23 protein-coding genes are annotated in these 25000 nt (G+C 70.7%); 15 read left to right on the forward strand and 8 right to left on the reverse strand.

Annotated elements, in window-relative coordinates:
* Positions 1-24: 24 nt before the first annotated feature.
* From H489_RS35915 to H489_RS35940, 6 genes are all read right to left on the reverse strand, one after another.
* Positions 25-666, reverse strand: coding sequence for a TNT domain-containing protein (locus H489_RS35915; protein WP_031260557.1), 642 nt, complete (start codon positions 664-666; stop codon positions 25-27).
* Between the two features lie 50 nt (positions 667-716).
* Positions 717-1490 carry a succinate dehydrogenase iron-sulfur subunit gene (locus H489_RS35920; RefSeq protein WP_017888736.1) on the reverse strand — a complete coding sequence of 258 codons (774 nt, stop codon included), beginning with the start codon at positions 1488-1490 and terminating at the stop codon, positions 717-719.
* A 1-nt stretch (position 1491) separates the two neighbouring features.
* On the reverse strand, positions 1492-3285 hold the full coding sequence (sdhA, locus tag H489_RS35925; RefSeq protein WP_017888737.1) for a succinate dehydrogenase flavoprotein subunit: 1794 nt from the start codon (positions 3283-3285) through the stop codon (positions 1492-1494).
* A gap of 49 nt (positions 3286-3334) precedes the next feature.
* The gene (gene sdhD, locus H489_RS35930; protein WP_017888738.1) at positions 3335-3781 is read right to left on the reverse strand and encodes a succinate dehydrogenase, hydrophobic membrane anchor protein; all 447 of its coding nucleotides are present in this window, start codon (positions 3779-3781) and stop codon (positions 3335-3337) included.
* Between the two features lie 11 nt (positions 3782-3792).
* Positions 3793-4242 (reverse strand): succinate dehydrogenase, cytochrome b556 subunit, encoded by a 450-nt coding sequence (gene sdhC, locus H489_RS35935; RefSeq protein WP_017888739.1) that lies wholly within the window; start codon positions 4240-4242, stop codon positions 3793-3795.
* A gap of 78 nt (positions 4243-4320) precedes the next feature.
* Positions 4321-5556, reverse strand: coding sequence for a glycosyltransferase family 4 protein (locus H489_RS35940; protein ID WP_042538921.1), 1236 nt, complete (start codon positions 5554-5556; stop codon positions 4321-4323).
* A 187-nt stretch (positions 5557-5743) separates the two neighbouring features.
* On the opposite strand from H489_RS35940, the gene H489_RS35945 reads away from it, so the two are divergent.
* From H489_RS35945 to H489_RS0120020, 13 genes are all read left to right on the forward strand, one after another.
* The gene (locus H489_RS35945) at positions 5744-6859 is read left to right on the forward strand and encodes a mannose-1-phosphate guanylyltransferase (RefSeq protein WP_017888741.1); all 1116 of its coding nucleotides are present in this window, start codon (positions 5744-5746) and stop codon (positions 6857-6859) included.
* 198 nt (positions 6860-7057) lie between these two features.
* Positions 7058-8122: a BMP family lipoprotein gene (locus H489_RS35950; protein ID WP_017888742.1), complete on the forward strand. Its 1065-nt coding sequence runs from the start codon at positions 7058-7060 to the stop codon at positions 8120-8122.
* Between the two features lie 194 nt (positions 8123-8316).
* The gene (locus H489_RS35955) at positions 8317-9837 is read left to right on the forward strand and encodes an ABC transporter ATP-binding protein (RefSeq protein ID WP_017888743.1); all 1521 of its coding nucleotides are present in this window, start codon (positions 8317-8319) and stop codon (positions 9835-9837) included.
* Positions 9838-9892: 55 nt separating this feature from the next.
* Complete coding sequence (locus H489_RS35960) at positions 9893-11260, forward strand: ABC transporter permease (protein ID WP_017888744.1); 1368 nt, start codon at positions 9893-9895, stop codon at positions 11258-11260.
* Positions 11257-12546, forward strand: a complete 1290-nt coding sequence (locus H489_RS35965; RefSeq protein ID WP_017888745.1) for an ABC transporter permease — start codon at positions 11257-11259, stop codon at positions 12544-12546. Before H489_RS35960 ends, H489_RS35965 begins: the two co-directional genes overlap by 4 nt.
* 109 nt (positions 12547-12655) lie before the next feature.
* Complete coding sequence (locus H489_RS35970; RefSeq protein ID WP_017888746.1) at positions 12656-13138, forward strand: cytidine deaminase; 483 nt, start codon at positions 12656-12658, stop codon at positions 13136-13138.
* Between the two features lies 1 nt (position 13139).
* Positions 13140-14438 carry a thymidine phosphorylase gene (locus tag H489_RS35975; protein ID WP_017888747.1) on the forward strand — a complete coding sequence of 433 codons (1299 nt, stop codon included), beginning with the start codon at positions 13140-13142 and terminating at the stop codon, positions 14436-14438.
* Positions 14439-14558: 120 nt separating this feature from the next.
* Positions 14559-15671 (forward strand): adenosine deaminase, encoded by a 1113-nt coding sequence (locus tag H489_RS35980; protein ID WP_017888748.1) that lies wholly within the window; start codon positions 14559-14561, stop codon positions 15669-15671.
* Between the two features lie 3 nt (positions 15672-15674).
* Positions 15675-16121, forward strand: coding sequence for a PTS sugar transporter subunit IIA (locus H489_RS35985; protein WP_017888749.1), 447 nt, complete (start codon positions 15675-15677; stop codon positions 16119-16121).
* Positions 16118-16396: a PTS sugar transporter subunit IIB gene (locus H489_RS35990; protein WP_017888750.1), complete on the forward strand. Its 279-nt coding sequence runs from the start codon at positions 16118-16120 to the stop codon at positions 16394-16396. The genes H489_RS35985 and H489_RS35990 overlap by 4 nt, the downstream gene beginning before the upstream one ends.
* A gap of 29 nt (positions 16397-16425) precedes the next feature.
* Positions 16426-17268 carry a purine-nucleoside phosphorylase gene (locus H489_RS35995; RefSeq protein ID WP_017888751.1) on the forward strand — a complete coding sequence of 281 codons (843 nt, stop codon included), beginning with the start codon at positions 16426-16428 and terminating at the stop codon, positions 17266-17268.
* Positions 17265-18941 carry a phospho-sugar mutase gene (locus tag H489_RS36000; RefSeq protein ID WP_017888752.1) on the forward strand — a complete coding sequence of 559 codons (1677 nt, stop codon included), beginning with the start codon at positions 17265-17267 and terminating at the stop codon, positions 18939-18941. The genes H489_RS35995 and H489_RS36000 overlap by 4 nt, the downstream gene beginning before the upstream one ends.
* A 192-nt stretch (positions 18942-19133) precedes the next feature.
* On the forward strand, positions 19134-20087 hold the full coding sequence (locus tag H489_RS0120020; RefSeq protein ID WP_017888753.1) for a hypothetical protein: 954 nt from the start codon (positions 19134-19136) through the stop codon (positions 20085-20087).
* 79 nt (positions 20088-20166) lie between these two features.
* Here H489_RS0120020 and H489_RS36005 read toward each other — a convergent pair whose 3' ends face one another.
* Both H489_RS36005 and H489_RS38710 read right to left on the reverse strand, forming a co-directional pair.
* Positions 20167-21954, reverse strand: a complete 1788-nt coding sequence (locus tag H489_RS36005; protein ID WP_017888754.1) for an acetyl/propionyl/methylcrotonyl-CoA carboxylase subunit alpha — start codon at positions 21952-21954, stop codon at positions 20167-20169.
* A 79-nt stretch (positions 21955-22033) separates the two neighbouring features.
* Positions 22034-22828, reverse strand: coding sequence for a Maf family protein (locus H489_RS38710; protein ID WP_017888755.1), 795 nt, complete (start codon positions 22826-22828; stop codon positions 22034-22036).
* A 14-nt stretch (positions 22829-22842) separates the two neighbouring features.
* On the opposite strand from H489_RS38710, the gene H489_RS36015 reads away from it, so the two are divergent.
* Together H489_RS36015 and H489_RS36020 are read left to right on the forward strand one after the other, a co-directional pair.
* Positions 22843-24102, forward strand: a complete 1260-nt coding sequence (locus tag H489_RS36015) for a class I SAM-dependent RNA methyltransferase (protein ID WP_017888756.1) — start codon at positions 22843-22845, stop codon at positions 24100-24102.
* Between the two features lie 176 nt (positions 24103-24278).
* Positions 24279-24998, forward strand: a complete 720-nt coding sequence (locus H489_RS36020) for a response regulator transcription factor (RefSeq protein WP_017888757.1) — start codon at positions 24279-24281, stop codon at positions 24996-24998.
* The last annotated feature ends 2 nt before the right edge of the window (positions 24999-25000 follow it).

Consider the following 25000-nt stretch of genomic DNA (forward strand, 5'->3'; position numbering starts at 1 on the left):
TGGGCTGTTCTCGTTCGTGGACGGTCAGACCACCCGGAGACGGACGAGCGCGCCGTCGACGACCAGGTCGCGCACGGTGGCGGACGGGTCGGCGATCTGGAAGCGCAGGGCACCGCCCGGCTGCTCGAACCACGGCTGGACGAAGCGGACGTTCACCAGGAACGGCCGGTCGACGACGTAGCGGTGCGTCTCGGGCGACGAGGTCACGTGCGGCGGCAGCGAGCGGCTGGGCAGCGGGGTGTCGAGCGGGTGGAGCAGGTAGCCGTCCGGGCCACCGATGCGGTCGACGGGGACGCCGGCCGGGATCTGGATGGTCAGGCCCTGTTCGCCCGCCTGGGAGACCTGCTGCGCGAGCTGCGGGTAGGTCGACGCCGCACGGTCACGGAGCCCGTCGAGCTCGTGGCGGGGGATGTCGCGCGGCTGCGGGAACGGACGGTTCAGGAACCGGCGAAGCATCTCCACCGCGTCGTCCTCGCCCGTCGCCTGCGCGAGCCGACGAGCCGTGCCGTAGTCGACGACCTCGAGCGCGTAGTCGGAGGCGTCGGTCTGGACGATGCGGAGCGCCCCCTCGACCGGCGGTTCGTGCAGGGTCTCACCGGGGAGCTGCACGTACCGGGTCGTGTAGCCGAGCTGGTCGAGGATGGGGCGGGTGTCCGCGAACGTCATGGTCGGGAGCCTATCGGTCGGCGTGGTGCGGAGCTTGGACGGAGCCGGGACTACGCCCGACCCCGCATGATCGCCTGCTTGACCTCGGAGATCGCCTTCGTCACCTGGATGCCGCGAGGGCACGCGTCGGTGCAGTTGAAGGTGGTCCGGCAGCGCCAGACGCCTTCCTTGTCGTTGAGGATGTCGAGACGGACGTTCGCGGCGTCGTCGCGGGAGTCGAAGATGAAGCGGTGGGCGTTCACGATCGCGGCGGGGCCGAAGTACTGCCCGTCGGTCCAGAACACCGGGCAGGACGACGTGCACGCCGCGCAGAGGATGCACTTCGTGGTGTCGTCGAAGCGGGCGCGGTCGGCGACCGACTGCACACGCTCCTTGCCGGGCGTCGGGGCCGACGAGGACTGCAGGAACGGCTGCACCTCGCGGTAGCTCTGGAAGAAGGGCTCCATGTCGACGACGAGGTCCTTCTCGAGCGGCAGGCCCTTGATCGCCTCGACGTAGATCGGCTTCGAGACGTCGAGGTCCTTGATCAGGGTCTTGCACGCCAGACGGTTCCGACCGTTGATGCGCATCGCGTCGGAGCCGCAGACACCGTGCGCGCAGGAACGGCGGAAGGTCAGCGACCCGTCCTGCTCCCACTTGATCTTGTGCAGGGCATCGAGGATGCGGTCGGTCGGCAGCATCATGACGTCGAAGTCCTGCCAGCGCGGCTCGTCGTCGACGTCGGGATCGAAGCGACGGACGATGACCGTGACCGAGAAGGATCCGGGAGGGGCGTCCTGCACGGTGTCGGTGCGGGGTGCTTCGGAGACCAGGGTGTCGGTCATCTCAGTACTTCCTCTCCATCGGCTGGTACCGCGTGATGACGACAGGCTTCCAGTCGAGCGTGATGTGGTCGTCGGCGAGCGACGAGTGCGGGTCGCCCGTCAGGTACGCCATGGTGTGCTGCATGTAGTTCTCGTCGTCGCGCTTCGGGTAGTCGTCGCGCATGTGTCCGCCGCGGCTCTCCTTGCGGTTGCGTGCGGAGTAGACGACGACCTCGGCCAGGTCGAGCAGGAACCCGAGCTCGACGGCCTCGAGCAGGTCGGTGTTGAACCGCTTGCCCTTGTCCTGCACGGAGACCTGCATGAAACGGTTGCGCAGTGTGTGCAGGGTCTCGGTGACACGGGCGAGCGACTCGTCCGTGCGGAACACCTGCGCGTTCTTGTCCATCTCCTCTTGCAGTTCCTTGCGGAGGGCAGAGACGCGCTCGGTGCCGGTGGAGGCGCGGAGCTGGTCGAGCATGCCGCGGACGCCGGCAGCCGGGTCTTCCGGCAGCGGGAGGAACTCGGCGGTCTGGACCCACTCGGCGGCGTTGTTGCCCGAGCGCTTGCCGAAGACGTTGATGTCGAGCAGCGAGTTCGTGCCGAGACGGTTCGAGCCGTGCACGGAGACGCAGGCGCACTCGCCGGCGGCGTACAGCCCGGGGACGACGGTGGTGTTGTCGTACAGGACCTCGGCCTTGACGTTCGTCGGGATCCCGCCCATCGCGTAGTGCGCGGTCGGCATGACGGGGACCGGCTCGACGACGGGGTCGACACCGAGGTACGTCCGGGCGAACTCGGTGATGTCCGGCAGCTTCGTCTCGAGGACCTCGGCACCCAGGTGCGTGCAGTCGAGCAGCACGTAGTCCTTGTTCGGACCGGCGCCGCGACCTTCTGCCACTTCCTGCACCATGCAGCGCGCGACGATGTCACGCGGAGCGAGGTCCTTGATGGTGGGGGCGTACCGCTCCATGAAGCGCTCACCCGAGGCGTTCCGGAGGATCGCGCCCTCACCGCGGGCACCCTCGGTCAGCAGGATCCCGAGCCCTGCGAGGCCGGTCGGGTGGAACTGGAAGAACTCCATGTCCTCGAGCGGCAGGCCCTTGCGCCAGACGATGCCGACGCCGTCGCCGGTCAGGGTGTGCGCGTTCGAGGTGGTCTTGTACATCTTGCCGAAGCCACCGGTCGCGAAGACCATCGCCTTGGCGTGGAAGACGTGGAGCTCACCGGTCGCGAGCTCGAACGCGACGACGCCGGCCGGCTGCTGGCGGGTGACGCCGTCCTCGCCGACGACGTCGACCATGATGAGGTCGAGTGCGTAGAACTCGTTGTAGAACTCGACGCCGAGCTTCACGCAGTTCTGGAACAGCGTCTGCAGGATCATGTGCCCGGTGCGGTCGGCGGCGTAGCAGGCCCGGCGGACCGGGGACTTGCCGTGGTCGCGGGTGTGCCCACCGAAACGACGCTGGTCGATCTTGCCCTCGGGCGTGCGGTTGAACGGCAGGCCCATGTTCTCGAGGTCGATGACGGCGTCGATCGCCTCTTTCGCGAGGATCTCGGCGGCGTCCTGGTCGACCAGGTAGTCGCCGCCCTTGATCGTGTCGAAGGTGTGCCACTCCCACGAGTCCTCTTCGACGTTCGCGAGGGCTGCGGCCATACCGCCCTGCGCCGCACCGGTGTGCGACCGGGTGGGGTAGAGCTTCGAGATGACGGCCGTCTTCGCCTTCGGGCCGGCTTCGATCGCGGCTCGCATGCCCGCGCCTCCGGCGCCGATGATGACGATGTCGAACTGGTGGTGGTGGACGGTGGTCTCGGTCACAGGGGTCTTTCCGTAGACGGTGGGAACGCGGGCAGCAACGGTGGTGGTGCTACTGCGCCGGGCAGAAGGACGGCAGGTCGGCGGCAGCTGCGCCGGCGGGGCACGGGTCGAAGGTCCAGCAGACGAGGAGCCCGAGCACGATCAGCACGACGCAGGCGGCCAGGATCGCGATGAGGAGCGTCTTGCGGATGCCCGGCTTCGACACGTAGTCGTTGACGATGGTGCGCATGCCGTTCGAGCCGTGGATGAGGGCGAGGACCAGCATGAGCGAGTCCCAGATCTTCCAGAAGGGGTTGGCCCACTTGCCGGCGACGAAGGCGAAGTCGATCTGCTTGACGCCCTCGCCCGCCACCATGTTGACGAAGAGGTGGCCGAAGATCAGCACGACGAGCAGGACGCCCGAGGCGCGCATGTAGATCCAGCCCCACTTCTCCCAGTTGGTGGTGCTCCGGGCGGCCGCTGCCGAGCGGGGAGGTTCGACGATCTGCGTGGTCATGTCCGTGCCCCTCAGTTGAAGTCCGCGACGAGGTTCATGAGCTGGCGGGGCAGGAAGCCCGCGATCGCCACCGCCCACAGGACCATGACGATCCAGAACATGGCCCGCTGGTACTTCGGGCCCTTGGACCAGAAGTCGATCAGGATGATCCGCAGGCCGTTGAACGCGTGGAACACGATGGCCATCACCAGCGCGATCTCGCCGAGGTTCATGATCGGGGTCTTGTACGTGCCGATGACGGCGTTGTAGGCCTCGGGGGAGAGCCGCACGAGTGCCGTGTCGAGGATGTGCACGAGCAGGAAGAAGTAGATCGCGACGCCCGTGATGCGGTGGAGGACCCACGACCACATCCCGATGGATCCGCGGTAGAGCGTGCCCTGTGGCGTCCGAGAAGCCCTGGGCGCTTCGATCGAGACGTCGGGCACCGCCGTCGCCGTACCCCCGCCGGTGTGCTCAGCCATGAGCTCGTCCTTCCATAGGACGGGCTCGCCCGATCGGCGAGCCCTTGCCGTTCGTGTTCGTGTGGAACACGACCCATCCTATGCGCGAGCGCTGACCTTCTCGTCCCGACCTGCCCGGAGGCCCCGTCCGACGGGCGGCGCGCCGATGGTCCGGGCCGTGTCGTGGTGGTCGAGGAGCTGGTCGCCGACGGCCTCCCACGTGGTCCCCTCGACGCGGAGCCGACCGGCCGAACCCATCCGGTCGGCCAGGGCGCGGTCGTGGTGCAGCCGCAGGACGGCGTGCCGCAGGGCCTGGGGTGCGTCGGCGTCGTAGAGCTCCCCGTCGAGCCCCGGGGCGACCAGGTCGAGCGGGCCGCCGGACGCCGGTGCGATCACCGGTAGGCCGGAGGCGTGGGCCTCCTGCAGGGTCTGCCCGAAGGTCTCGGCCGGACCGGTGTGCACGAACAGGTCGAGTGCTGCGTACGCGTCGGCGAGGGCGTCGCCGCGCAAGGGGCCGGTGAAGGTGACGTCGAGGTGCCGGAGCCGCCGCTCGAGCATCGCCCGCGACGGACCGCCGCCGGCGACGACGACCCGGATGCCGGGGACACCACCGAGTTCGGCGAGTCGCTCGACCTCCTTCTCCGGGGCGAGCCGACCGACGTACCCGACGATCGTCTCGCCGTTCGGGGCGAGCCGGCGGCGGAGCGCGCGCACGTGCCCCGACGTCCGGCGTGCGGGGTGGAACAGTTCGGTGTCGACGCCGCGACCCCAGCGGGCGACGCGCGGCACGCCGTCCTCGGCGAGCATCGCGGCCGTCGCGCTCGACGGGGCGAGCGTCAGCGAGGCGCCCGCGTGGATGCGTCCGAGGATCTTCCGCACCAACGGGACGGTCGCGGTCAGGCCGTTGCGGCGGGCGAACCCGGCCACGTCGGTCTGGAAGACGGCGACGGAGGGGATGCCGAGCCTCCCGGCCGCCGTGATCGCGCGCCCACCCAGCAGGAACGGACTCGCGGCGTGGAGCACGTCGGCGCCGGAGGCGGCGAGGATCGTGTCGAGCACCGGGTGGGGGAGCGCCACCGGGAACTGCCGGTAGGCGACCGCGGGGACACGGTGGACGTCGAAGGAGCGGTAGCGCTCGACGGCGCTGCGCGAGCGGAACTGCGCGAGTCCGGGGGTGTCCGGGGCGATCACGACCGCGCGGTGACCACGTCGTTCCAGGTGGTCGAGGACCGCCAGGACACTCGTGGTCACGCCGTTGAGGGTGGGCAGGAAGCTCTCGGTCACGACGGCGACGGTCCGGGGGGACGTGCCGCGCTCCACGCTGCGTGCGCTCATGGTGCTGCCCATGCTCCGGGCGTGACGTGACCCGACGGGGCCGACGACGTGAACGGGACGCGCGCGCCGGGTGAACAACGCGACGCCCTCCGGTGCGGACGCCGGACGGCGTCCTGCGGGAGGCCGCATGCGGGAATCGTGCGGAGACCACCCAGGATCCGCCCGGCGGGGGCGGTACGGTGAGCGCGTGGCTGACGCTCTCGAAGACTTCTACGCGATCATCCCCGCAGGGGGCATCGGATCGCGCCTGTGGCCGTTGTCGCGCGCGGACGCACCCAAGTTCCTGCACGACCTGACGGGTTCCGGCACCTCGCTGCTGCGGCAGACCTGGGACCGCCTGGCGCCGCTCGCCGGCGACCAGCGGATCATGGTCGTCACCGGCCGTGCGCACCGCGTCGCGGTCGAGTCGCAGCTGCCCGGCGTCGAGGACCACAACGTGGTGCTCGAGAGCGAGCCGAAGGACTCGACGGCGGCCATCGGCCTGGCCGCGGCGATCCTGGTGCGCCGCGAGCCCGACGTCGTCATCGGGTCCTTCGCGGCCGACCACGTCATCGGCGACGCACGCGGTTTCCGCCGTTCGGTCCGCGAAGCCGTCGCCGTCGCACGCGCCGGCTACGTCACGACCATCGGCATCACGCCGACGGAGCCCGCGATCGGCTTCGGCTACATCCACGCGCACGGCGACACCCTGGACATCGAGGGCGCACCGACCGCGCACGCCGTCCGGTCGTTCGTCGAGAAGCCCGACCTGGACACCGCCCGCTCGTACGTCGAGCAGGGCACGTACCTGTGGAACGCGGGCATGTTCATCGCCCGCGCCGACGTGCTGCTCGAGGAGATCGGCCGGAACAACCCGACGCTGCTGGCCGGCATCAACGAGCTGGCGGACGCCTGGGACACCTCGGCGCGCGGCGCGGTCGTCGACGCGGTCTGGCCAACGCTCGAGAAGATCGCGATCGACTACACAGTCGCCGAGCCCGCTGCTGCTGCTGGTCGCATGGCCGTCGTGCCCGGCGACTTCGACTGGGACGACGTGGGCGACTTCGCCTCGCTCGCCAAGCTGCAGTCCGGTGGGCGACCGAACAACCTCGCGGTGCTCGGGGACGGCGCGCGCATCCTGGCGGACTCGTCGAGCGGCATCGTGATCTCGCACAGCCAGCGACTCATCTCGCTCATCGGCGTCGAGGACATCGTCGTCGTGGACACCCCGGACGCCCTGCTCGTCACCACGAGCGCGAACGCCCAGCGGGTGAAGGGTGTCGTGGATGCCCTGAAGATCAGCGGCCGGGGCGACGTCCTGTAGCGCTCCACCGACAAACCCCTCGAACTGGGGGTGAGCGGGCGGCCCCGCGTTACGGGCGCGTTTCGGCGGGGTCGCGATCCCGTAACCGATCCACGGGACCCCCGCAACGGGTCCTGTACCGACCCGACGGTCGTGTACTGTCGCCACGATCGCCCGGAACGCACGTGGTCCGGGCACGCTCCCCGGAGGAACCAACCCGTGACATCTCGTACCCGACAGGTCGTCCTCAGCGGCCTCGCGCTCGCCGGCACCGTCGCCGTCCTGGCCGGCTGTGCCTCGGCGCCGTCCACCACCGAAACGGCGAAGAAGACCGACTTCCGCCCCTGCATGGTCTCCGACGCCGGTGGGTTCGACGACAAGTCGTTCAACCAGCTCGGCTACGAGGGCATGAAGGACGCCGCCAAGGACCTCGGCGCCACCTACAAGGAAGCCGAGTCCAAGGACGCCACCGTCTACGACTCGAACATCGAGCAGCTCATCGGCCAGAACTGCAACCTCGTCGTGACCGTCGGCTTCAACCTGGCCGACGCCACGAAGAAGCAGGCCGCTGCGAACCCCGACACCGACTTCGCGATCATCGACGACAACTCGATCGACGCCAAGAACGTCAAGCCGATCACGTTCGACACCTCGCAGGCCGCGTTCCTCGCCGGCTACGCGGCGGCGTCGTACTCGAAGACCGGCGTCGTCGGCACCTTCGGCGGCATGCAGATCCCGACCGTCACCATCTTCATGGACGGCTTCGCGGACGGCGTGAAGTACTACAACGAGCAGAAGGACAAGGACGTCAAGGTCGTCGGCTGGAACGTCGACACCGGCAAGGGTTCCTTCACCGGTGGCTTCGAGGCCGGCACGCAGGCCAAGTCGGTCGCGCAGACGCTCCTCGACCAGGACGCCGACGTGATCCTGCCCGTCGGTGGCCCGATCTACCAGTCCGCTGCCGAGGCCATCAAGGACGCCGACAACGGTTCCGTCCTGATCGGCGCGGACAGCGACCTCTACGAGGCCGACCCCCGCTACAAGGACATCGCCTTCACCTCGGTCGAGAAGGGCATGCGCCCGGCCGTGAAGGACGTCGTCGAGCAGGCGGCTGACGACAAGTTCTCGAAGGAGCCGTACGTCGGCACCCTGAAGAACGACGGCGTCGGCATCGCTCCGTTCCACGACTTCGAGTCCAAGGTCGACAAGGGCCTGCAGGGCGAGCTCGACGACGTGAAGGCCGGCATCATCGACGGCTCGATCAAGGTCAAGACCCAGTCCTGACCCGGTGAACGCGGGCGGGGGAGCATCCCTCGCCCGCGTTCTCGTGCGCCCAGGTGGCGCACCCCAGACCGTGCATCCCCAGGGTGCACCCCAGACCGTGCACCCAAGGGTGCGCGCCAGACCGTGCTTCCGCAGGGTGCACGCGACACCGTGCGCCCGCGTGGCGCGCGCGAGACAGAAATAGACTCCCGAACATGAAGCTCGAACTCCGCGGCATCACCAAGCGGTTCGGCGCCCTGGTCGCCAACGACCACATCTCGCTCACCGTCGAGCCGGGTGAGGTCCACTGCCTCCTGGGTGAGAACGGCGCCGGCAAGTCCACCCTGATGAACGTCCTGTACGGCCTGTACGACGCCGACGAGGGCGAGATCCTGCTCGACGACGTGGTGCAGGACTTCGACGGCCCCGGTGACGCCATGCGCGCCGGCATCGGCATGGTGCACCAGCACTTCATGCTCGTGCCCGTGTTCACGGTCGCCGAGAACGTGATGCTCGGGCAGGAGCAGACGACCTTCGGTGGCCGTCTCGACCTGGCCGGTGCCCGCAAGCGCGTGCAGGAGATCTCGGACCGTTTCGGGTTCGACGTGGACCCGGACGCCAAGGTCGAGGACCTGCCCGTCGGTGTGCAGCAGCGCGTCGAGATCATCAAGGCGCTGTCCCGCGATGCCTCCGTGCTGGTGTTCGACGAGCCGACGGCCGTCCTCACCCCGCAGGAGACCGACGAGCTGATGGGCATCATGCGCCAGCTCCGCGAAGCCGGCACCGCCATCGTCTTCATCACCCACAAGCTCCGTGAGGTGCGCGAGGTCGCCGACCGCATCACGGTCATCCGCCTCGGCAAGGTCGTCGGCGAAGCTTCGCCGACAGCCACGAACAACGAGCTGGCCGCGCTGATGGTCGGCCGCGCCGTCTCGCTCGTGGTCGACAAGGAACCCTCGACCGGTGGCGACGACGCCCTGGTCGTCGAGCACCTCACCGTCACCGACCCGTCCGGCATCGTGCTCGTCGACGACGTCTCCTTCACGGTGCGTCGCGGCGAGGTCCTGGCCATCGCCGGGGTGCAGGGCAACGGGCAGACCGAGCTCACCGAGGCGATCATGGGCCTCGAGCCCGCGCACGGTGGCCGCATCACCCTGGACGGCAAGGAACTCACCGGCCGGAGCGTCAAGCAGGTGCTCGACGCGGGCGTCGGCTTCGTCCCCGAGGACCGCAAGGAGGACGGCCTGGTCGGCGAGTTCACCATCGCCGAGAACCTGATGCTCGACCGCGCCGACCACGCCGAGTTCGTCCGCGCCGGCACCATCCGGTCGGCGGAACGTGACGCGTTCGCCGACGAGAAGATCGCCGAGTTCGACATCCGGACGCCTGGTCGCACCACCGCTGCCGGTCGGCTGTCCGGCGGCAACCAGCAGAAGATCGTCCTGGCGCGCGAGCTGAGCCGCGAACTGCGGCTGTTCGTCGCCGCGCAGCCCACCCGCGGCATCGACGTCGGCTCGATCGAGTTCGTCCACAAGCGCATCGTCGCCACCCGCGACACCGGTGTGCCGGTCATCGTCGTCTCCACCGAGCTCGACGAGGTCGTCGCACTGGCCGACCGCATCGCCGTGATGTACCGCGGCGGCATCGTCGGCATCGTCCCCGCGACCACCCCCCGCGACGTCCTCGGCCTCATGATGGCCGGGGAGATCCCTGAAGGAACGGAGCTGGCCGCATGACCGGTTCGGCCGGCGAGATCCACGCCACACCCACGACCGGAACGGAGCTGGCAGCGTGACCACCCCACCGCCAGACAACACGCAGCAGCCGGCCCCGGCGGCGAACGACACCGCCGACGCCCCGCTCACCGACGACCGTCTGCAAGAGGTCGAGTCGACCCCGCACCTGATGACGGACTCGGCAGCGGACACCGAGCGCCGCAACGGCGCCGGCGGCGACCGCTGGCACGCCGCCCTGCAGGGGATCCTGAACGGCTCCGTGCTCGTCACGGTGCTCGCCGTCGTCCTCGCGCTGGTCGCCTGCGGCATCCTCATCGCGGTGACGGACGAGAACGTCCGTGCCACCGCCGGGTACTTCTTCGCCCGCCCGACGGACATGCTCCAGGCGGTCGGCACCGCGGTCGGCGGCGCGTACGCCTCGCTGTTCCAGGGCTCGGTGTTCAACTTCGGCGCGGACTCGTTCCAGCAGGCGATCGGGCCGCTCACGCGCTCCGTCGACTACTCGGTGCCGCTCATCGCCGCGGGCCTGGGGATCGCGCTGTCGTTCCGCGCCGGACTGTTCAACATCGGCGGCCAGGGCCAGATCCTGATGGGGGCCGCGGCCGCCGGGTGGGTCGGGTTCTCGTTCGACGGCCCCGCCGCGGTCCACATCCCGCTCACGATCCTCGCCGGCATCGTCGGCGGCGCCGTGTGGGGTGGCATCGTCGGGGTGCTGAAGGCCCGGACGGGTGCGAACGAGGTGGTCGTCACGATCATGCTCAACTACGTCGCGCTCTACCTGGTCAGCTACCTGCTCCGCACCCCGGGCCTGCTGCAGGCCCCGGGCAGCAGCAACCCGATCTCGCCCCCCACGAAGGACAGCGCCCTGCTGCCGCAGCTCTTCGGAGTCCGGTACGGCGTGGACCTGGGGTTCATCGTCGCGATCATCGCGGTCGTCGTGGTCTGGTGGCTCGTCAACAAGTCGTCCCTCGGCTTCCGGTTCCGCACCATCGGTGAGAACCCCCGTGCCGCCCGCGTGGCCGGCATGAGCGTCCCGTCGCTGACCATCTGGGTGATGCTGATCTCCGGTGCCCTGGTGGGCATCGCCGGCGCCTACCAGGTGCAGGGCGCCGTCACGTCGGGCTTCACCTCGGGCATCGACGCCGGCATCGGCTTCGACGCCATCACGGTGGCCCTGCTCGGCCGTTCCAAGCCGTGGGGCGTGTTCTGGGCGGCCATCCTGTTCGGCGTGCTGAAGAACGGTGGCTACGCCATGCAGGCCGCCAACGGCATCCCGATCGACATCGTCGGGGTCATCCAGGCCCTCATCGTCCTCTTCATCGCGGCGCCGCCGCTCGTCCGCGCGATCTTCCGGATCCCGCAGCCGGGCGCCCGCAAGCGCACGAAGACGAACAAGACCAGCAAGAAGGCGGTCGCCGCATGAGCACCCTCAGCCCCACCGCGGCCCCCGCATCGCCGCTCGCGGACCGCCCGCTCGAGACCACCAGGAGCTGGAAGCTCCCGATCGGGTACGGCGTGTTCACGCTCATCGCGATCGTGCTGTTCGGCCTGCTGCCGCGTTCCGGCACCACCACGTTCCGCCTGGCGAACGCCGGTGACTTCTTCGCGCTGCCGAACGTCCCGTTGCCCGCGCTCGGGACGGGCATCGTCGTCATCGTCCTGCTCGCGATCCTGACGGTCTACGCGTTCATCGAGACGCGTGCGCTGCGCCGGGTCGCGCTGTGGGTCACGTCGGTCTTCGCGGTGGTGTTCGTCGTCGGGTTCCTGACCTGGGCCGCCGCCGGTTCGTCCCTGCCGATCCCCGGCCTGCTGCTCGGCGCGCTGAGCCTGAGCGTGCCGCTCGTGTTCGGTGCCCTCGGCGGCGTCATCTCCGAACGGGTCGGCGTCGTGAACATCGCGATCGAGGGCCAGTTCCTCGCCGGTGCGTTCAGCTCCGCGATGGTCGCGTCGATCACCGGGTCGCCCTGGGTCGGCCTCGTCGCCGCGCTCGTCGCCGGCATGCTCGTGTCGTTCGTCCTCGCGGCGTTCAGCATCAAGTACCTGGTCGACCAGGTCATCGTCGGTGTCGTCATCAACGCGTTCATCTCCGGCCTGACCGGCTTCCTGTACTCGCAGGTGCTCTCCCCGAACGAGGAGACGCTCAACATCGGCATCCGGTTCCCGAAGGTCGAGATCCCGCTGCTGCACCAGATCCCGGTCATCGGACCGGTGTTCTTCGAGCAGACCGTCGTGGTCTACCTCGCCTACATCGCCGTCGCGGTGGTCACCTTCGGGCTGTTCAAGACCCGCTGGGGGCTGCGGCTCCGCGCCGTCGGCGAGCACCCGCAGGCCGCCGACACGGTGGGCATCAACGTCACGAGCACCCGGTTCTGGAACGTCTCCCTCGCCGGTGCGATCGCCGGTCTCGGCGGGGCGTACTTCACGCTCGACGCGGTCGGGCCGTTCACGAAGGACATGACCGCGGGCGCCGGCTACATCGCCCTGGCCGCCGTCATCTTCGGCCGGTGGGACCCGATCAAGGCGACGCTCGCGGCGCTGCTGTTCGGCTTCGCGTCGAACCTGCAGAACACGCTCGGAGCGATCGACTCACCCGTGCCGAGCGAGTTCCTGCTGATGCTGCCGTACGTGGTGACGATCTTCGCCGTGGCAGGCCTGGTCGGGCAGTCGCGCGGCCCCGCCGCGTCCGGCAAGCCCTACATCAAGAGTTAGTTCCCTTCCGCAAGACACCGGTGTTCGTGCTCCGCACCGCGGTTCGCGGGTGTTCGATCGACGAACACCGGTGTTTTGCGGACCACCCACCGGCCTGGAGGCACGACACATGACCGACACGCACGCTGCGGGTGACCAGGGGGTCACCGCCACCGACCTGACGGACGCGGCCACGGGCCTCCCGGCCGACGACGTGGACTGGGGCGCCCTGCGGGACGCCGCCACGGCCGCGATGCGGCGCGCCTACGCGCCGTACTCGTCGTTCCCGGTGGGCGCCGCGGCGCTCACCGACGACGGCCGGATCGTCTCCGGCTGCAACATCGAGAACGCGAGCTACGGGGTGACGCTCTGCGCCGAGTGCTCCCTCGTGTCGCAGCTGCACATGACCGGCGGCGGCAAGCTCGTCGCGTTCACGTGCGTCGACGGCGACGGGGCGACCCTGATGCCGTGCGGGCGCTGCCGCCAGCTGCTGTTCGAGCACTCCACCGAGGGCATGCTCCTCGAGACGCTCTCCGGCATCCGCACCATCGACGAGGTCCTGCCGGACGCCTTCGGGCCGCGCACCCTCGCCACCTACCAGCAGGAGCACTGACATGGCAGTCGAGCCGTTCGACACCGTCGACCTCATCCGTACGAAGCGCTCCGGCGGCGCGCTGAGCACCGCCGAGGTGGACTGGCTCGTCGACGCGTACACCCGCGGCTACGTCGAGGACCCGCAGATGGCCGCGATGGCGATGGCGATCTTCCTGAACGGCATGGAGCGGCGCGAGATCAAGGACCTCACGCTCGCGATGATCGCGTCGGGGGAGCGGATGTCGTTCTCGTCGCTCGGCAAGACGACGGTCGACAAGCACTCCACCGGCGGGGTCGGCGACAAGATCACCCTGCCGCTGGCACCCCTGGTGGCGTCGTTCGGTGTCGCCGTGCCGCAGCTGTCGGGCCGCGGACTCGGGCACACGGGCGGCACGCTCGACAAGCTCGAGTCGATCCCCGGGTGGCAGGCGTCGATCTCGAACGACCGCATGATGCAGGTGCTGCAGGACGTCGGCGCGGTCATCTGCGCCGCCGGGTCCGGGCTGGCCCCCGCGGACAAGAAGCTCTACGCGCTCCGCGACATCACCGGCACCGTCGAGTGCATCCCGCTCATCGCGTCGAGCATCATGTCGAAGAAGATCGCCGAGGGCACCGGTGCGCTCGTGCTCGACGTCAAGTTCGGGTCCGGCGCGTTCATGCCGACGTACGAGGCGTCGAAGGAGCTCGCGCAGACCATGGTCGACCTCGGCAACGACGCCGGGGTGGCGACCTCGGCGCTGCTGACCGACATGGAGGTCCCGCTCGGGCTGACGATCGGCAACGCGCTCGAGGTGCGGGAGTCGGTCGAGGTGCTCGCCGGTGGCGGACCGGCCGACGTCGTCGAGCTGACCGTGGCACTCGCGAGCGAGATGCTGACGCTCGCCGGACTGCCCGACGCCGACCCCGCTGCGGCACTCGCCGACGGCCGGGCCATGGACACGTGGCGTCGGATGATCGAGGCGCAGGGCGGGGACCCGTCCGCGGCGCTGCCCGTCGCCCGGGAACAGCACGTCGTGACCGCGCCGACGTCCGGGGTCCTCACGCAGCAGGACGCGCTGCCGTTCGGCGTCTCGGCCTGGCGGCTCGGAGCCGGTCGTGCCCGTGCGCAGGACCCGGTGCAGGCCGGTGCGGGCATCGAGCTGCACGTCAAGCCGGGGGACACCGTGACCGAGGGGCAGCCGCTGTGGACGCTGCACTCCGATGACACGTCGCGGATCCCGCGCGCGCTGGAGTCGCTCGAGGGGGCGTGGGCGATCGGCTCGGCGGACTCTCCCGCCGCAGCACGTGGTCCGATCGTGCGCGAGCGCATCGGGTCCTGAACCCGGGCACCCGGCCGACCGGAGGCTCCCTGCACAGCTGTGGGGAGCCTCCAGTGTCTTCCGTTGTGGGTTGTGCACAGGTCCCTGCGCGGCGGCGGTGACCACCGATAGCCTGGGGGAATGAGCGCCGACGCCCCGACCTACCGCCTGCCCGACGCTGGGGCGGTCATCAACGACCTGCCGAAGGTCTCGCTGCACGACCACCTCGACGGCGGCCTGCGTCCCGCGACCATCATCGAGCTCGCAGCATCCGCGGGTGTCACGCTCCCCACCACCGACCCGGAAGAGCTCGGGCAGTGGTTCGCCGACCAGTCGAACTCCGGCTCGCTCGTCGAGTACCTGAAGACGTTCGACGTGACCACGTCCGTCATGCAGACCGCACCGCAGCTCACCCGCGTCGCCCGCGAGTTCGTCGAGGACCTGGTCACCGACGGCGTCGTCTACGGCGAGGTCCGCTGGGCGCCGGAGCAGCACCTGCAGGGCGGGCTGACGCTCGACCAGACGGTCGAGGCCGTGCAGGCCGGCATCGAGGAAGCCGTCGACGCCGCCGGTGGGCGCATCCGTGTCGGCCAGCTCGTCACCGCGATGCGGCACGCCGACCGGTCGCTCGAGATCGCTGAACTCGCCGTCCGGCACCGCGACGCCGGGGTCGTCGGCTTCGACATCGCCGGTGCCGAGGCCGGGTTCCCCGCCTCGAACCACCGCGCAGCCTTCGACCACCTGGCCTCCGAGCTGTTCCCGGTCACCGTCCACGCGGGCGAAGCCGACGGACTCGCCTCGATCCGCTCCGCGCTCGTCGACGGCCGGGCGCTCCGCCTCGGACACGGCGTCCGCATCTTCGAGGACGTCGCCCTGTCCGACGCCGGTGACGGCTCGACGCTGGCCTCCCTGGGCGAGGTCGCCTCGTGGGTCCGTGACCGTGAGATCCCGCTCGAGGTCTCGCCGTCGTCCAACCTGCAGACCGGGGCGATCGCCGCGTGGGGCGACGACCTCGCCGACCACCCGTTCGACGTGCTCTACCAGCTCGGCTTCCGCGTCACGGTGAACACCGACAACCGCCTGATGAGCGGCACCTCGCTGTCGAAGGAGCTCGCACTGCTCGCCGGCACGTTCGGCTACGACCTCGACGACCTGGCGGCGTTCCAGATCAACGCCGCGCTCGGCTCGTTCCTGCCGCTCGAGGACCGCGAGGAGATCATCGCCACCATCACGGCCGGGTACCAGGAGGCCTGACGCATGGGACTGCCACCGCTGCCGGACACCGCCGTCCTCCTCGGTGCGGACGCGCCCGCATGGCGTGACGCGATGCGCCTGGTCGGCGGTGCGCTCGTCGCGTCGGGCGCCACCACCGACGAGTACACCGACGCCATGATCGGCATGGTCGAGGAACACGGGCCGTACATCGTCATCTCGCCGGGGCTCGCGTTCGCGCATGCCCGGCCCGGTGGCGCCGTGGTGCGGGACGGACTCGCGGTCGTGACGCTCGCATCGCCGGTGGCGTTCGGCCACCCGCACAACGACCCCGTCCGTGTCGTGTTCGGGCTCGCGGTGGCCGAGGTCGGCACCCACCTGGAGTCGATCGGCGAGATCGCGAACCTGTTCAACGACGCCACCGTCACCGGGCGGATCGCGGCGGCGACCACGGCGGACGAGGTCCGCGCGATCATGGGGGTCTCCGCGTGAAGATCGTGACCATCTGCGGGGCCGGCATCGGGTCGAGCGGCATCCTCAAGGTGAACGCCGAGAAGGCGCTCGACACCCTCGGGCTGTCGGCGTCCGTCGTCGCTGCGGACGTCGCCTCGGTGCGGGACGTCTCCGACGACGCCAACGTGATCCTGACGAGTCAGGAGTTCGTCGAGGCGATCGGGGACACCTACGCCGAGGTGATCGTGATCAAGAACCACTTCGACCAGGGCGAGATCACGGCGGCGGTCGACCGGGCGCTCGGCGAGCACTGAGCGCGTAGTGCGCCCTTTAGAGTTGGGGCATGAGCACCGAGAACCCGCTGAACGACCCCGCTGCCGACCCGTTCGAGGTCGCGCGGGATGCCGCCGCCGTCATCGCTGAACAGTCCGGCATCGAGCGGCACGACATCGCCCTGACCCTCGGTTCGGGCTGGGGCAAGGCCGCCGACATCATCGGTGAGACCGTGTCCGAGATCCCGGCCGACCAGGTCCCCGGGTTCAGCGCCTCGGCCGTCCCCGGACACTCCGGCACGATCCGGTCGATCCGCCTCGCCGACGGCCGCCACGCGCTCGTCATCGGCGCCCGCACGCACTACTACGAGGGTCACGGCGTCCGCCGGGTCGTGCACAGCGTCCGCACCGCCGCGGCGACGGGTGCCTCGGTCATGGTGCTGACCAACGGTGCCGGTGGCATCAAGGAACACTGGACGCCCGGCACCCCGGTGCTCATCAGCGACCACATCAACCTGACCGCCGACAGCCCACTCGAGGGCGCGACGTTCATCGACCTGACCGACCTGTACTCGGCGCGCCTGCGTGAGATGGCCCGGACGGTCGACCCGTCGCTCGACGAGGGCGTGTACACGCAGTTCCGCGGCCCGCACTACGAGACCCCGGCCGAGGTCCAGATGGCGAAGGCCATCGGCGGGCACATCGTCGGCATGTCGACCGCGCTCGAGGCCATCGCTGCCCGCCAGGCCGGCATGGAGGTCCTCGGGTTCTCGCTCATCACGAACCTCGCCGCCGGCATCCAGAAGACGCCGCTGTCGCACACCGAGGTGCTCGAGGCGGGCAAGCAGGCGGAGCCGGTGATCGCGGACCTGCTCGCACGCGTCGTCACCGCACTCGGGCAGCCGGCGTCGTGAAGCTCGACCTCGACCGGGTGCTCGGCACCGCGCGGGCGTGGCTGGCGCAGGACCCCGACCCGGAGACCCGCGACGAGCTGGCCGCGGCGATCGACGAGGCCGCCGACGGTGACGGTCCCGCGGTCCGGGCGCTCGCCGAGCGGTTCGACGGGCGACTGCAGTTCGGCACCGCCGGACTCCGCGCCGAGCTCGGCTGGGGCCCGCTGCGGATGAACCGCGTCGTCGTGACCCAGGCGGCGGCGGGGCTCGCACGGTTCCTGATCGAGACCGGGCGTTCGCCGAGCGTCGTCATCGGCTACGACGGCCGGGTGAACTCGGACGTCTTCGCGCGCGACTCCGCCGAGGTCATGCGGGGTCTCGGACTCGAGGTCACCCTGCTGCCCTCGGCCCTGCCGACGCCGGTGCTCGCGTTCGCCGTCCGGCACCTCGACGTCGGTGCCGGCGTCATGGTGACGGCGAGCCACAACCCACCGCGGGACAACGGGTACAAGGTCTACCTCGGACAGGACGACGACGGTTCGCAGATCGTGCCGCCCGTCGACGGCGAGATCGCGGACGCCATCGACGCGGTCGCCGCTGGTTCGGTCGCCGATCTGCCGCGCGGCACCGACTACACCGTGGCGACGTCGGCCCTGGTCGATGCCTACGTGGCCGCCACGGCCGCGATCGTGCCCGCTCCGGCGCTCCCGGTCGACGAGCAGCCGAAGGTCGTCTACACGGCCATGCACGGCGTCGGGTGGGAGACCGCGCGTGCGGTGTTCGCCGCGGCGGGGTTCGCCGAGCCGGCGGTCGTCCCGGAGCAGATCGATCCCGACGGTGCGTTCCCCACGGTGTCCTTCCCGAACCCCGAGGAACCGGGCGCGATGGACCTGGCGATCGCCCGCGGTGTCGCCGTCGGTGCCGACCTGGTGATCGCGAACGACCCCGACGCCGACCGGCTCGCGCTCGCGATCCCGATCGCCTCGGACGCCGGTGCGCCGTCGTACCGTCGGCTGTCGGGCAACGAGGTCGGCTGGTTGCTGGGGTGGCGGGCCGCTGCACGGGCGTCCGAGTCCGGCGCGACCGGCACCCTCGCTGCGTCGATCGTCTCGTCGCCCGCGTTGGCCCGGGTGGCTGCGCGCCACGGGCTGGAGTACCGCGACACCCTGACCGGCTTCAAGTGGGTGTCGCGGGTGCCCGGGCTGCTGTTCGGCTACGAGGAAGCCCTGGGCTACCTGGTCGACCCGTCGGTCGTGCGCGACAAGGACGGCATCTCGGCGGCGCTGGAGCTGCTGTCGTTGGCGTCGGACCTCGCCACGGCCGGATCGTCGATCGCCGGGCAGCTCGACGCCTTCGCCGCCGAGTTCGGGGCGTTCGCCTCGGGGCAGGTCGCGACCCGGGTCGACGACCTGTCGCGCATCGGCGAGGTCATGACGTTGCTCCGGTCCACGCCGCCTGCGTCCCTCGGCGGCCTCGACGTGCACACGGTGACGGACTACTCGGACGGGGTGCAGGGCTTCCCGCCGTCGGACATCCTGCGCTACGACCTGGCCGGCGACGCACGGGTGATCGTCCGCCCGAGCGGGACCGAGCCCAAGGTGAAGGTCTACATCGACACCGTCGCGAACACCCCCGCCGAGGCCCAGCGCCTGGTCGACGCCATCGCCGACGCCGTGCGCCCCTTGGTGTCCTAGGGCGGGGTGGGCTTCCGCTCGTTCGCGTCGCGCCCTGCTCGCGCCCTGCTCGTTCGTGTTGCGCCCCGCTGCGGGCATTGCGCCCCGACTCTTCGGGGCGCAACGCCCGCAGCGGGGCGCGTTGCCCCGCGGCCTGTCCACAGATCGCGCGGACCCCGCCCACGGTGGCCCGTGCGTCGCGATCATCGGAGCATGGACCACGACCCCATCTCGACCGTCGGCCTCGGGCAGGACCCAGGTCGTGCGTCGGCGATCCGCCGCGCAGCGGATGCCGGCGCCCTCGTCCGGGTGCACCGTGGCACGTACGTCGGGTCGGGTGAGTGGGCGTCCATGACGGGACGCGAACGACACCGCATGCTCGTGCGGAGTGTGCTCGCCGGCGGGAGGGGCTCCGTCGTGGTGTCACACCGGTCGGCGGTCGCCATGCTCGGACTTCCGTGGATCGGGGTGTTCGGCGAGCGTGTCACGGTGACCGATCCGTCCCGGGACCGGGGCCAGGTCAAGCGGAGCATCCAACGCGTCGGCAGCGCCGGTCGGCGACCGTCCTCCGTCCAGGTCGACGGCGTGCCCGTCACGACGTTGACCGAGACGGCGGTCGACGTCGCCCTCCGCGAACACCCGTGGCGTGCCATCGTCGTGCTCGACGCGGTCCTGCGGCGCGGCGTCGAGCGGGCGACGATCCTCGAAGCACTGGGGAATCGCCGTGCTCGGGGGCATCGACGCGCGCGGGAACTGGTCGAGCACGCGGACCCGCTCGCCGAGTCACCGGGGGAGAGCATCACACGATGGGGTGCGCACGTGCTCGGCGCTCCGGACCCGGTGCTGCAGCAGGAGTTCCGGCACGACGGCATGCTCCGCGACCGGGTGGACCTGTGGTTCGCGGAAGCCGGGGTGATCGTCGAGTTCGACGGTCGGGTGAAGTTCGACGACCCGCGGCGAGGGCGGACAGCGGCAGACGCCCTGGTCGACGAGAAGCGCCGTGAGGACCGTCTCCGCCGCCGCCGTGGGGTCAACGGCTTCGCACGGGTGATGTGGTCGGACGCGATGCCCGCGGGGCAGCTCCCACGGATCCTGCACGACGCTGGGGTGCCGCTCGGTCCGGACTGGGGTGCCGCCTGGCGTCATGCTGCGAGCCGCGCCCTCTGATGGTCATCGCGCCCCGAAGAGTCGGGGCGCGATGACCGCAGCGGGGCGCGGCTCGAGCGGACGGGAGGGAACCCGCGCGCTACGCGAGCTCGAGCAGCACGTGACCGGACGAGACCGTCTGGCCGACCGGGGCGTTCAGCCCGGTGACGACACCGTCCTTGTGGGCCTGCACGGGCTGCTCCATCTTCATGGCCTCGAGCACGACGAGCAGGTCGCCCTTCACCACGGTGTCACCCTCGGCGACCGCGAGCTTCACCACGGTGGCCTGCATGGGCGACGCCACGGACGACCCGGACTTCGCCAGACCGCCACGGACGGCCGACGAGCGGCGCTTCGGGGGAGCGGTGGGCCCGGCGGGACGACGACCGGCGACACCGGCACCGGCAGCACCGCCACCGACGATCGACGGCATGGTGACCTCGATGCGCTTGCCCTGCACCTCGACGACGACGCTGTCGCGCGCAGCCGGGGCCGGCAGTTCCTCGGGGGAGCCGCTCCACGCCGGGATCTCGTTGACGAAGTCGGTCTCGATCCACTGCGTGTACACCGAGAACGGCGCGGAGTCGTCGGTCGCGAACGCCGGGTCGGACACCACGGCACGGTGGAACGGGAGCACGGTCGGCAGGCCGGTGACCTCGAACTCGGCCAGTGCGCGTCGGGAACGCTCGAGCGCCTCGGCACGGGTGGCGCCGGTGACGATCAGCTTCGCGAGCATCGAGTCGAACGAGCCGGACACGACGTCACCCGCGACGACACCCGAGTCGACGCGGACGCCGGGGCCGGACGGTGCGTTGAACGCGTGCACGGGGCCGGGCGCGGGGAAGAAGTTGCGGCCCGGGTCCTCGCCGTTGATGCGGAACTCGAACGAGTGTCCACGCGGTTCCGGGTCCGAGTAGTCGAGCACGCCGCCCTCGGCGATGCGGAACTGCTCGCGCACCAGGTCGATGCCGGTGACCTCTTCGGACACGCAGTGCTCGACCTGCAGGCGGGTGTTCACCTCGAGGAACGACACGGTGCCGTCGGCGCCGATGAGGAACTCGCAGGTGCCGGCACCGACGTAGCCGACCTCGCGCAGGATCGCCTTCGACGACTCGTACAGCGCGGTCTGCTGCTCGGGCGTCAGGTACGGCGCCGGGGCTTCCTCGACGAGCTTCTGGTGGCGACGCTGCAGCGAGCAGTCGCGGGTGGAGACCACGACGACGTTGCCGTGCTCGTCCGCCAGGCACTGGGTCTCGACGTGGCGCGGCTTGTCCAGGTACTTCTCGACGAAGCACTCGCCGCGACCGAACGCGGCGATCGCCTCGCGCGTGGCGGACTCGAACTGCGAGGCGACCTCGTCGCGGGTCCGTGCGACCTTCAGCCCGCGGCCACCGCCACCGAACGCCGCCTTGATGGCGACCGGCAGGCCGACCTCGTCGGCGAACGCGATGACCTCGGAGGCGTCCTTGACGGGCTCGATGGTGCCGGGAGCGAGCGGCGCGCCGACCTTCTCGGCGACGTGGCGCGCGGAGACCTTGTCGCCGAGGCGCTCGATCGAGTCCGGCGACGGTCCGATCCAGACGAGCCCGGCGTCGATGACGGCGCGGGCGAAGTCGGCGTTCTCGGCCAGGAACCCGTAGCCCGGGTGCACGGCGTCCGCACCGGAGCGGCGGGCGACCGAGATGATCTTGTCGATGACCAGGTACGTGTCGGCGCTCGTGGTGCCGTTCAGCGCGTAGGCCTCGTCGGCGAGGCGGGCGTGCTGGGCATCGCGGTCCTGGTCGGCGTAGACCGCGACCGATGCCTTGCCCGCGTCGCGGGCCGCGCGGATGATGCGGACGGCGATCTCGCCGCGGTTCGCGATGAGGACCTTGCTGATACGGGGCATGACACAGCAGCGTATTCGTGCGGCGTGCGTGCGTTTTGACTGACGCCCACAAAGAAGCACCCGGATCAGGTGCGGATGTCTACAGTGCCCACAGATCGTGCCAGTCGATGCCGAAGCCACGCAGGAGCATCGAGCGCAGCATCGGCAGGGACATCCCGATCACCGCGGACGGTGCCCCGTCGATCCGCGTGATGTACGCGGCGGCCCGGCCGTCGATGGTGAACGCGCCGGCGACCTCGAGCGGCTCGCCGGTCGCGACGTACGCGTCGATCTCGTCGGGGGACACGTCGTCGGCGAAGGTCAGCACCGCGCTGTCGACGGCGACCACGCGGTCGCCGTCGGCGGCCAGCGCCGACCCGCCGGGGGCGACGTCGCCGAGCTCGGGGACGCCGGCGGCGGACGTGACCAGGGACCGGACGGGAGGCACGGTGCGGGCCGGTCCCGTGCCTCCAGGCCGTCCCGTGGTCGGCTCCAGGTCCGGGCGCCGGTCGTCCCGTCGCCGGTCGATCACGCAGTGCCCGCTCCACAGCGTGCCGCCGCCGGCGGCCAGCATCTGCCGCCAGCGCTCGCGCGCGACCTCCGGGTCGTGCGGCTTGCCGTACAGCTGCCCGTCGACCTCGAAGGCGGAGTCGCCGCCGAACACGACCCCGTCGACCGGCGACCCGGCCACCGTGGCGTCCGCGACGGCCGACGCCTTCGCGACGGCGAGGAGCGAGACGAGTTCCGGACCGGTCAGGTCGCGGCCGAGCGATGCCGCGGCGTCGGCGCCGACGGCGTCCTCGTCGACCCCGGGGGACACGAGGACGGGTTCGATCCCGGACTGGGCGAGGAGTGCTCGGCGGGCGGGGGATGTACTCGCGAGGTACAGACGCATGGGACCATCTCACCATGGGTGAATCCGTCGGCACGCTGCTCGAACTCGACGTCACCGGGATCGCCCACGGCGGCATCTCGGTGGCACGGCACGAAGGACGGGTGGTCTTCGTCTCGGACGCGATCCCCGGGGAGCGCGTCGTCGCCCGGGTGACCGAGGACCGCAAGAAGTCGTTCTGGCGCGCCGACACGGTCCGTGTCCTGACGCCGAGCGAGCACCGCGTGGACCACGTCTGGCCCGAGGCCGCGCTCGAGCGTGACCCCGAGACGCGCCCGGGTGGTGCCGAGTTCGGCCACATCGCCCTCGCACACCAGCGCACGCTGAAGCACGACGTCCTCGTCGACTCGTTCGCACGCTTCGCACGGATGGACCTCGCCGAGGTGCTCGGCCACGACGTCGTCGTCGAGGCCGCGCCCGGCGACGACGCGGCGAACGGGCTCGGCTGGCGCACCCGTGTCCGACTGCACGTCGACGAGCAGGGCACCGCCGGCCCCTTCGCCGCCCGCTCCCACTCCGTGATCCCGGTCGCCAGCCTGCCGCTCGCGACCCCCGTCGTGCAGCAGAGCGCCCCGCTCGGCCGTGGTGCGCTGCCGGGCTCGTCGGTCATCGACGTCCTCGCGCCGAGCGGTTCCGAGGGGGCACGGCTCGTCATCGACGACCAGAAGCCCACCGTGGTGACCGAGGTCGTGGGGGAGCGCACCTTCCAGGTCGACGACAACGGGTTCTGGCAGGTGCACCGTGCCGCCGCTTCCGTGCTGACCGAGGCCGTGCAGGACCTGGTCGACCGCGACCGCCTCGACCCCGAGGGCACCCACCTCGACCTGTACGGCGGTGTCGGTCTGCTCGCCGCCGCACTCGGCGACCTGGTCGGCCCGAAGGCGCGCATCACGAGCGTCGAGAGCGCCGCCCGTGCCACCGAGCACGCGCAGGAGAACCTGTCCGAGTGGCTCGGCGCACGTGCCGAGACCGGCCGGGTCGACCGCTGGCTGACGAACACCGTGGCCAACGCCTCGCGCGCCGAGAAGGACCGCTTCCGCGCCGGCACGGTCGTGCTCGACCCGCCGCGCTCCGGCGCCGGGCGGGACGTGGTCGTGCAGATCGCCGCGCTCCAGCCGGAGCAGGTCGTCTACGTGGCGTGCGACCCGGTGGCACTGGCACGCGACGTCGCGACGTTCGCCGACCTGGGGTACCGGCTCGAGGCCCTGCGGGCCTTCGACCTGTTCCCGCACACCCACCACCTGGAAGCCGTCGCGCGCCTGGTCCCCACGCGCTGAGGGCCGGGGCTCGTTCGACCGCCGTTCCTTGCGTGTCGGGGTGTCCACCAATAGGCGGACCGACCAGCGTGGCGCGGCCGAGAAGCCCCGCACCTGAGTCCGGGCTGGGTATCCTGGGTCGTTGATGGCACTCCGGTTTCAGGGGCCGGCGTCGCGCATCGGAACGAGAGGCCACAGTGGCAGCAGGAACGACAACCACCAGCACCGAGACGTCAGGGGCGGCCACCAGGCCGGTCCGGGTCGCGATCGTCGACGACCACGAGTCCGTCCGACTCGGGATCCAGGCGGCGTGCCAGAACGAGGGGTTCGAGGTGGTGCTCACCGCCGCCAGCGTCCCCGAGTACGTCCAGAACCTCGACGGGCGAGAGGTCGACGTCGTCGTCCTCGACCTGTCCCTCGGTGACGGCTCGACCGTCACCGAGAACGTCAAGGGCGTGCAGGGGACGGGATCGGCGGTGCTCGTGCACTCCATCGCGGACCGGGTCGCCAACGTGCGTGAGGCGCTCGCAGCAGGGGCTGCCGGCGTCATCCCGAAGTCCTCCGCCACCAAGACGGTGATGGCCGCGGTCGCCACCGTCGCACGGGGCGACGTGCTCAACAACCTCGAGTGGGCGAGCGCCATCGACGCCGACCGTGACTTCGCGAAGGCGCAGCTCGGCCGCCGCGAGCGCGAGATCCTGCACCTCTACGCCTCGGGGCTCCCGCTCAAGCTCGCCGCCCAGCAGCTCGGCATCGGCTACTCGACGGCGCGTGAGTACCTCGACCGGATCCGGGTGAAGTACGTCGAGGTCGGCCGCCCGGCCCCGACGAAGGTCGACCTGCTGCGTCGGGCCGTCGAGGACGGGATCCTCCCGGGGCTCGACTCGGGCATCGACCCCGACGGCGACGGTCGCTGACA

Origin of the sequence: Curtobacterium flaccumfaciens UCD-AKU, from assembly GCF_000349565.1 — a bacterium.
Lineage (GTDB): Bacteria > Actinomycetota > Actinomycetes > Actinomycetales > Microbacteriaceae > Curtobacterium > Curtobacterium poinsettiae.